This window comes from Limnohabitans sp. Rim28 (assembly GCF_000293865.2).
GTDB lineage: Bacteria > Pseudomonadota > Gammaproteobacteria > Burkholderiales > Burkholderiaceae_C > Limnohabitans_A.
The window spans coordinates 1-517 of the sequence record NZ_ALKN02000054.1; the positions used below are offsets into that span (position 1 = coordinate 1).

A 517-nucleotide genomic window follows, 5' to 3' on the forward strand; every position below is an offset into this window, starting at 1 on the left:
GGGCGTGGACGCAGGAGCCGAGACCAGCCTGCTGGGCAGCGTGATCGACAACAAAGCCGACACCGACGTGGACACGGTGGCCAAGCTCCAAGCGCTGGCCACAGCGGTGCAAGCGGTGATGGACGGCAACGCCACCAAAACGCAGCTCGAACTGCTCGGCATCACCGGTGTCACCACCGATAACCTTGCTGCCGTACAGGCAAACCTTGCTGCAGCAAACGATGCGACTCAACTGAAGACTCTGCTCCAACTTCAGTGGGTGGTTTCCGTCGGTGCAGCCAACGCTGCCAACACCGCTTTGGGCACCGCCCAAAGCGAACTGGATGCGGCCCAGTTGGCGCTGAGCACTGCGCTGAGTGCCATGAGCGACCCCGCTACCCTAGCTCAGCTGTTGGCGGTGGAGACTGCGCAAACGGCGCTGACGGCCAAGGCCACAGCCGCGACCGCGGCGGCCAATGCAGCCAATACAGCTGTGACGGCGGCCACTGATGCGGCCACAGCCGCAGGCGAGGCGATC

General features: G+C 64.4%; 1 protein-coding gene. It reads left to right on the forward strand.

Going from position 1 to position 517, the window contains the following annotated elements:
• The coding region (locus tag B472_RS17160; protein WP_019425722.1) for a hypothetical protein at positions 1 to 517 on the forward strand (517 nt) is incomplete at both ends.